Genomic DNA, 7,734 nt, shown 5'->3' on the forward strand with positions numbered 1-7,734 from the left:
GCCGCCCGGCGCCCCTCCAGGAGGAACACCGGGCGGCACCTCACCCTCGTACGGGGAAACCTCGTACGGCCGAGGTCACCCCAGGGCGGACTTCACCACGTCGGCCAGCCGCCCGGCCACCGACCGTGCCTGCTCGATGTCGGCCGCCTCGACCATGACCCGCACCAGCGGCTCGGTGCCCGACTGGCGCAGCAGTACGCGCCCGGTGTCGCCCAGCTCGCGCTCGGCCTCCTCGACCGCGGCGGCCAGCTCCGGAGAGGTGTCGACCCGGGACTTGTCGACGTCCCGGACATTGACCAGGATCTGCGGGAGCCGCTGCATGACACCGGCCAGGTCGGCGAGCGTACGGCCGGTGGCGACGACCCGGGCCGCCAGCATCAGGCCGGTCAGTGTGCCGTCACCGGTCGTGGCGTGGTCGAGGACGATGACATGGCCGGACTGCTCGCCGCCCAGCGCGTAGCCCTCCGCCTTCATCGACTCCAGGACGTAACGGTCACCGACGACGGTCTGGACGAGGTGGATGCCCTCCCGCTCCATGGCGATCTTGAAGCCGAGGTTGGACATGACCGTGCCGACCACGGTGTCCTTGCGCAGCTGCCCGGCCTCGCGCATGGCGAGGGCCAGCACGGCCAGGATCTGGTCGCCGTCGACCTCCTCGCCCGAGGCGTCCACGGCGAGGCAGCGGTCGGCGTCGCCGTCGTGCGCGATACCGAAGTCGGCGCCGTGCTCGACGACGGCGGTCTTCAGCAACTCCAGGTGGGTGGAGCCGCAGCCCTCGTTGATGTTCAGGCCGTTCGGATCGGCCCCGATGGTGACGACCTCGGCGCCGGCCCGGGCGAATGCCTCGGGCGAGACCCGGGCGGCCGCGCCGTGCGCCTCGTCGAGGACGACCTTCAGCCCGTCGAGCCGGTTCGGCAGGACTGCGACGAGGTGGGCCACGTACCGGTCGAAGCCCTCGGTGTAATCCGTGACCCGTCCCACACCGGCACCGGTCGGACGCGCCCACGGCTCACCGGTGCGGTGCTGCTCGTAGAGCGTCTCGATCCGGTCCTCCAGCTCGTCGGCGAGCTTGTGACCACCACGGGCGAAGAACTTGACACCGTTGTCCGGCATGGCGTTGTGACTGGCGGAGAGCATCACGCCGAGGTCGGCGCCCAGCGCGCCGGTGAGGTACGCCACCGCGGGGGTGGGCAGCACACCGACGCGCAGGACGTCCACGCCCGCGCTCGCCAGACCGGCCACCACGGCAGCCTCCAGGAACTCTCCGGACGCGCGGGGGTCACGGCCCACCACCGCGGTCGGCCGATGCCCCTCAAGGGTGCCCGTCTCGGCGAGCACATGCGCCGCAGCGACCGACAGACCGAGCGCGAGCTCGGCCGTCAGGTCCGCATTGGCGACGCCGCGCACGCCGTCCGTGCCGAAGAGTCGTCCCACTGGTGTCCTCCGAAGATGCTCCGAAACCGAACTGCGAAAACAAAACACGTCATGGCAGGCATGACCCAGAACGACGCCAGGCAACAAAGAGCCATGCCAAGCATGGCGGGCCTATGAACGTCTGATGCCGTTATACGCCTGTGGGTGCCAATAAACGAACGCCCCGGGGGCACAGGAGTGCCTCCGGGGCGAACGTGTACAGCAGGTGAGCAGGCGGATTAGCGCTTGCTGTACTGCGGAGCCTTACGGGCCTTCTTGAGACCGGCCTTCTTGCGCTCGACCGCACGGTCGTCGCGGGAGAGGAAGCCGGCCTTCTTCAGCGGGGCGCGGTTGTTGTCCACGTCCGCCTCGTTCAGGGCACGGGCGACACCGAGGCGCAGGGCACCGGCCTGACCCGAGACGCCGCCACCCGCGATGCGGGCGATGACGTCGTAGCGGTTGTCGAGCTCGAGCACCTTGAAGGGCTCGTTGACTTCCTGCTGGTGCACCTTGTTGGGGAAGTAGTCCTCAAGGGTGCGACCGTTGATCTTCCACTTGCCGGTGCCCGGAACGATCCGGACGCGGGCAATGGCGTTCTTGCGACGGCCAAGGCCGGCGGCAGGCTGCGGCTCGCCGAAGCGGGACGCCAGCGACTCGCTGGTGTACTCGCCCTCGACGGGAACCTCCGATTCGAAGGTGGTCACCTCGGCGTAGACCTCTTCGCCCTCGGTGCCCTCGATGGGGTTCTCAACAGTGGTCTCGGCCACGATTCTCCTCAGATCTTTCTTTACGTCTTAGGGGGAGGCCGGAACTACTGCGCGACCTGGGTGATCTCGAACGGGACCGGCTGCTGCGCAGCGTGCGGGTGCTGGTCGCCCGCGTAGACCTTGAGCTTCGAGAGCATCTGACGGCCCAGGGTGTTCTTGGGGATCATGCCCTTGATGGCCTTCTCGACAGCCTTCTCCGGGTTCTTGGAGAGGAGCTCGTCGTAACGCACGGAGCGCAGACCACCCGGGAACCCGGAGTGGCGGTACGCCATCTTCTGGGTCTTCTTGTTGCCGGAAAGGTGAACCTTGTCGGCGTTGATGATGATGACGAAGTCGCCCATGTCCATGTGGGGGGCGTAAATCGCCTTGTGCTTGCCTCGGAGGAGGTTCGCAGCCGTGGTGGCCAGACGACCCAGGACGATGTCCTGCGCGTCAATGATGTGCCACTGGCGCGTCACATCGCCGGGCTTGGGGCTGTACGTACGCACTTCGTAGCCTTCGCTTCTTCAGTGGATGAGGTCCAGACACATGGCACCCCTGAAGCGATCATGCAGCTGGGGCTCACAATGCCGGGAACGCTGCCCGTATGCGAGCCACTGGTAACTGCTCCAGAGAACCTACGTAAGGGCTCTTCGCGTGAGAACGACGAAGCCGATACGCATAACAACCCCCGACAGTACCCGCCCCGCCCGGGACGGGTCAAAACGCGCCGGCCCTAGCGCTCCCGCTCCACCCGCCGCTCGTCCCACACCGGCTCCGCCGTCTCCCGCACCACCCCGTCCGACCCGAACACCAGGTACCGGTCGAAGGACTTCGCGAACCACCGGTCGTGCGTGACGGTCATCACGGTCCCGTCGTACGCCTCGAGCCCGTCCTGCAGCGCCTCCGCCGACTCCAGGTCCAGGTTGTCCGTCGGCTCGTCCAGCAGCAGCGCCGTGGTTCCCGCCAGCTCCAGCAGCAGGATCTGGAACCGTGCCTGCTGCCCGCCGGACAGCTTCTCGAAGGGCTGGTCGCCCTGCCGCTCCAGTTCGTACCGGCGCAGTACGGACATCGCCCCGCCCCGGTCCTTCGCGTGCTCCGTCCACAGGATCTCGACAAGCGTGTGCCCCATCAGCTCCGGATGGGCGTGCGTCTGAGCGAAATGTCCGGGCACGACCCGCGCACCGAGCTTCCACTCCCCCGTGTGCGCGACCGGTTCCCCGGCCAGCAGCCGCAGGAAGTGCGACTTGCCCGAGCCGTTCGAGCCGAGGACAGCCACCCGTTCCCCGTAGTAGATCTCCAGGTCGAACGGCTTCATCAGCCCGGTCAGCTCCAGCCCCTTACAGGTCACCGCCCGCACCCCGGTCCGGCCACCGCGCAGCCGCATCTTGATGTCCTGCTCGCGCGGCGGCTCCGGCGGGGGCCCGGCCTCCTCGAACTTCCGCAGCCGGGTCTGCGCCGCCTGGTAGCGCGAGGCCAGCTCGTGGCTGATGGACGCCGCCTGCCGAAGGCTGAGCACCAGTTTTTTCAGCTGGGCGTGCTTCTCGTCCCAGCGTCGCTTCAGTTCCTCGAACCGGGCGAACCGGTCCTTGCGGGCCTCGTGGTACGTGTCGAAACCGCCGCCGTGCACCCACACGTCGCTGCCCGCCGGACCGGGCTCCACGCTGACGATCTTCTCCGCGGCCCGGGACAGCAGCTCCCGGTCGTGCGAGACGAAGAGGACCGTCTTACGGGTCTCCTTGAGCTTCCCCTCCAGCCACCGCTTGCCGGGCACGTCGAGATAGTTGTCCGGCTCGTCGAGCAGCAGCACCTCGTCGGGCCCGCGCAACAGCGCTTCGAGCACGAGCCGCTTCTGCTCACCACCACTGAGCGTGCGGACCTCGCGCCACTGCGCCTTCTCGTACGGGACGCCGAGCGCGGCCACGGTGCACATGTCCCAGACGGTCTCGGCCTCGTACCCGCGGGCCTCCGCCCAGTCGCTGAGGGCCTGCGCGTACGCCATCTGCGCGGCCTCGTCGTCGACGGTGACGATCAGCTCCTCGGCCTTGTCCACGGCCTGCGCCGCCTCCCGGATGCGCGGCTGGGCGACGGAGACGAGAAGGTCGCGGACCGTACGTTCGTCCCGCACCGAGCCCACGAACTGCGGCATCACGCCGAGTCCGCCGCTCACCGACACCGTGCCGCCGTGCGGCTGGATCTCCCCGGACAGCAGCCGCAGCAGTGTCGTCTTCCCGGCGCCGTTCGCCCCCACGAGGGCGACGACGGCCCCGTCCGCGACCCGGAACGAAGCATCGCCGAGCAGCACCCGCCCGTCCGGTAGGTAGTACTCCAGGTGGCCTGCTTCAAGATGTCCCATGCACAGCATTGTCACGGCCCGCGAAGCCCTGGCCCAACCGGTTTATGTCTCCTCTAGGATTCGCCGCATGAGCTTTGGGCAAGGGGGGCCCTCCTGGGGGCCCGGAGGCAATCACACTCCGGACTGGGCAGCGCTGGCCGATGAATCCGCCGCGCGGAACCGTCGCAAGAAATGGCTGATGATCGGCGGCGGCGCCCTCGCCACCGCCGCGATAGCGGCGATCGTCGCGACAGCCGTCATCTCGACCAACAACAACGACGGCTCCATCGGCTCGGGCAGGAACGCGAGCCAGTTGCCGGGACCCGCCGATCTGCCGACCGACTCGGCGGAGCCCGAGCCGTCCTTCTCCACGGTGGCGCCTCCGCCCCCGCCGGACCCGAAGGACTACATATCCGATGTGAAGAAGGACAGGGCGCCGATCTCCATCGACTCCTTCTACCCCGGCAGGAAGCTGACGATGGGCGACCGCGTGTACGCCAAGGGCGCCACGCACCGCACGTCGAACTGCGCCGCGGCCACCCAGGGCGCACTCGGCTCGATCCTCGCGAACAACGGCTGCGACCAGGTCATCCGCGCCACGTACAGCAAGGCGGGGATCGCCGTCACCGTCGGCGTCGCGGTCTTCGAGACGGAGGCGCAGGCCAAGAAGGCGGCGCAGCAGGCGTCCGGCGGTCTGGCGTCGCTGAGCGGCGCGGGCGTGCCGACGTTCTGCCGCGGCGGTTCCATCTGCCGCCGCACCGCCAACTCGTACGGCCGCTACGCCTACTTCACCATCGGGGGCTTCACCAACGGCAAGAACGTCACCCAGGCCGACAAGGACGTCTTCGCGGTCGGCGACGACCTGACGGACTTCACGTTCCGGCAGATCCGCCACCGTGGCGAGGTCCAGGCCTCGGCGGCGGCGACCGCGCCCACCACCTGACACGGCCGCAGGAGTCAGTGGCGGCCGCCGCCGGCATCGCCGGTCGGCCCCGCCTCCTCAGGACGGCCGGCCCCCTCATCGGCCGCGCCCCGGCCTCGCTCGGACACGTTGCCACACCGGAACGTCACCGACAGGGCCGGGGAACGGCGGTGACGCGCGCATCGAGGAGGTCCGGAGGCAGTGGACGGCACCGCCCCTCAGCAGCAGCCGCCCCCGGGCAGCGTCCGCATGTTGCGTGCCGCCTTGTTGCGCGCGGCGAGCAACTCGTCGGCCGGGTAGGCGACTTCCTCCAGCGTCAGTCCGTGCGGCCGCACCACGTGCACCCCCGGGTCCCGCACCCCCGCCGCCAGCACCTGGGCCGGCCACGGGTCGGGGCGGCGTCCGTCGCCCACGAACAGCATGGCGCCGACCAGCGCGCGCACCATGTTGTGGCAGAAGGCATCGGCCTGCACGGTCCCCGTGATGACTCCGGACGCCTCGTCCCGTACCCAACTCAGCTGCTGCAGCGTGCGGATGGTCGTCGCACCCTCGCGCTTCCTGCAGTACGCGGCGAAATCGTGCTCCCCGAGCATCCTGGCCGCAGCCGCGTTCATCGCGTCCACGTCCAACGGCCGGTCGTGCCAGAGCACATGTCCGCGAGTCAGGGGATCCGCGCCGCCGGGCCGGTCCGAGATCCGGTACGCGTACCGCCGCCACAGCGCCGAGAAACGCGCGTTGAACCCCGCCGGAGCCTCGGCCACCCGCCAGATCCGTACATCGGGGGCCATCCGGCCGGCCATCCGACGCAGCAGCAGCGCACCGTGCTCGGCCCACACCTCGTCCGGCAGATCGACATGCGCGACCTGACCGCGGGCATGCACCCCGGCATCGGTGCGCCCGGCGACCGTCAGGTCGTACGTCCGCTCGGACCGCGTCACGGTACGCAGCGCGTCCTCGATCTCCCCCTGCACCGTGCGCCGCGCCGTCTGCTTCGCCCAGCCGGAGAAGTCCTTGCCGTCGTACGCCAGGTCCAGCCGCACCCGTACGAAACCGGGCTCCACTTCGTCACTCACTCAACGATCCTCTCAAGCCTGAACGTACGGAACGGGCCCGCACCTCCCCGAAGGGTGATGCGGGCCCGTCCAGTGGTCTCAGAACGCTCAGGCGTCCTTGGACTCCGCGTCGGCCTCGGCCGGCTTGGCGTCCTCGACGACCTCGGCGGACTCGTCCTTCTTGAGGGAGTCCTCCTTGACCGCACGCTTCGTCGCGGCCTCGGCCTCACCAGTGGCCTGCTGCGCCACGGTCAGCGCCTCGACCAGCTCGATGACGGCCATCGGGGCGTTGTCGCCACGACGGTTGCCGATCTTGGTGATGCGCGTGTAACCACCGGGGCGGTTCTCGTAGCGCGGGGCGATCTCGGTGAAGAGCGTGTGCACGATGCTCTTGTCCGTGATCGTCTGCAGAACGAGGCGACGGTTGTGGATGTCGCCCTTCTTCGCCTTGGTGATCAGACGCTCGGCGACCGGACGCAGGCGGCGGGCCTTGGCCTCGGTCGTCGTGATGCGGCCGTGCTCGAACAGCGACTTCGCGAGGTTCGCGAGAAGCAGACGCTCGTGCGCGGCGCTGCCGCCCAGACGGGCACCCTTTGCGGGACGCGGCATGGTGTTTCTCCTTGTGTGCTGCACCGGCCGTATCAGGTACCGGTGTCAGTTCCCGTGAAGCGGCCGCCTCACGGAAGATCATGGGCCGTCCGGACACCATCCCGGCCGATGAGATCAGTCATCGGCCGAAATCAAGCCCGTCGAGGGGGTCCCCCCATGCCCTTAAGGCTATGGGGGAGATTGAGGACAGAGCCCTCACCCGGACCGGGGCGCCCGGAAACCCAGGCGCCCCAGCCGGAGGTGTAACTAGTACTGCTCGGTCTCGACGAAGCCCGCGTCCGCGTCGTCGTCGGCGCCGAAGGCGTCGGCGGCAGCGGTCGGGTCGAATCCGGGCGGGCTGTCCTTGAGCGCCAGGCCCATACCGGCCAGCTTCGCCTTGACCTCATCGATCGACTTCGCACCGAAGTTGCGGATGTCGAGCAGGTCGGCCTCCGAGCGCGCCACGAGCTCACCCACGGAGTGGATGCCCTCACGCTTGAGGCAGTTGTACGAACGGACCGTGAGCTCAAGCTCCTCGATCGGCAGCGCCAGATCGGCGGCGAGCGCGGCGTCCGTCGGCGACGGGCCCATGTCGATGCCCTCGGCGTCGATGTTGAGCTCGCGGGCCAGACCGAACAGCTCGACCAGGGTCTTACCGGCCGACGCCATGGCGTCACG

Annotated in this window: 8 protein-coding genes; 1 reads left to right on the forward strand and 7 read right to left on the reverse strand. The window is 69.0% G+C overall.

Annotation, left to right across the window (positions count from 1 at the left end; translation table 11 throughout):
- Positions 1-75: 75 nt before the first annotated feature.
- The 4 genes from glmM to ACNPQM_RS27110 all read right to left on the reverse strand — a co-directional run bounded on the left by glmM (position 76) and on the right by ACNPQM_RS27110 (position 4,524).
- Positions 76-1,434 (reverse strand): phosphoglucosamine mutase, encoded by a 1,359-nt coding sequence (gene glmM, locus ACNPQM_RS27095; protein WP_418086054.1) that lies wholly within the window; start codon positions 1,432-1,434, stop codon positions 76-78.
- A gap of 218 nt (positions 1,435-1,652) precedes the next feature.
- Positions 1,653-2,180 (reverse strand): 30S ribosomal protein S9, encoded by a 528-nt coding sequence (gene rpsI, locus ACNPQM_RS27100; protein WP_358861585.1) that lies wholly within the window; start codon positions 2,178-2,180, stop codon positions 1,653-1,655.
- Positions 2,181-2,224: 44 nt separating this feature from the next.
- Positions 2,225-2,668 (reverse strand): 50S ribosomal protein L13, encoded by a 444-nt coding sequence (rplM, locus tag ACNPQM_RS27105; RefSeq protein ID WP_018960214.1) that lies wholly within the window; start codon positions 2,666-2,668, stop codon positions 2,225-2,227.
- Between the two features lie 227 nt (positions 2,669-2,895).
- A complete protein-coding gene (locus ACNPQM_RS27110; protein WP_418086057.1) occupies positions 2,896-4,524 on the reverse strand; it encodes an ABC-F family ATP-binding cassette domain-containing protein in 1,629 nt (542 codons plus the stop codon).
- A 58-nt stretch (positions 4,525-4,582) separates the two neighbouring features.
- Between ACNPQM_RS27110 and ACNPQM_RS27115 the strand changes: the two genes are divergently transcribed.
- Positions 4,583-5,437: a hypothetical protein gene (locus ACNPQM_RS27115; RefSeq protein ID WP_418086055.1), complete on the forward strand. Its 855-nt coding sequence runs from the start codon at positions 4,583-4,585 to the stop codon at positions 5,435-5,437.
- 197 nt (positions 5,438-5,634) lie between these two features.
- On the opposite strand, the gene truA is transcribed toward ACNPQM_RS27115, so the two are convergent.
- The 3 genes from truA to ACNPQM_RS27130 form a co-directional block, all read right to left on the reverse strand.
- On the reverse strand, positions 5,635-6,489 hold the full coding sequence (truA, locus tag ACNPQM_RS27120; RefSeq protein ID WP_358861587.1) for a tRNA pseudouridine(38-40) synthase TruA: 855 nt from the start codon (positions 6,487-6,489) through the stop codon (positions 5,635-5,637).
- A gap of 87 nt (positions 6,490-6,576) precedes the next feature.
- A complete protein-coding gene (rplQ, locus tag ACNPQM_RS27125) occupies positions 6,577-7,077 on the reverse strand; it encodes a 50S ribosomal protein L17 (protein WP_266982582.1) in 501 nt (166 codons plus the stop codon).
- Positions 7,078-7,323: 246 nt separating this feature from the next.
- Positions 7,324-7,734: DNA-directed RNA polymerase subunit alpha C-terminal domain-containing protein (locus ACNPQM_RS27130; RefSeq protein WP_282573325.1), on the reverse strand; the 411-nt coding region annotated here is incomplete at its 5' end.

Origin of the sequence: Streptomyces sp. NPDC056231, assembly GCF_048270745.1 — a bacterium.
GTDB lineage: Bacteria > Actinomycetota > Actinomycetes > Streptomycetales > Streptomycetaceae > Streptomyces.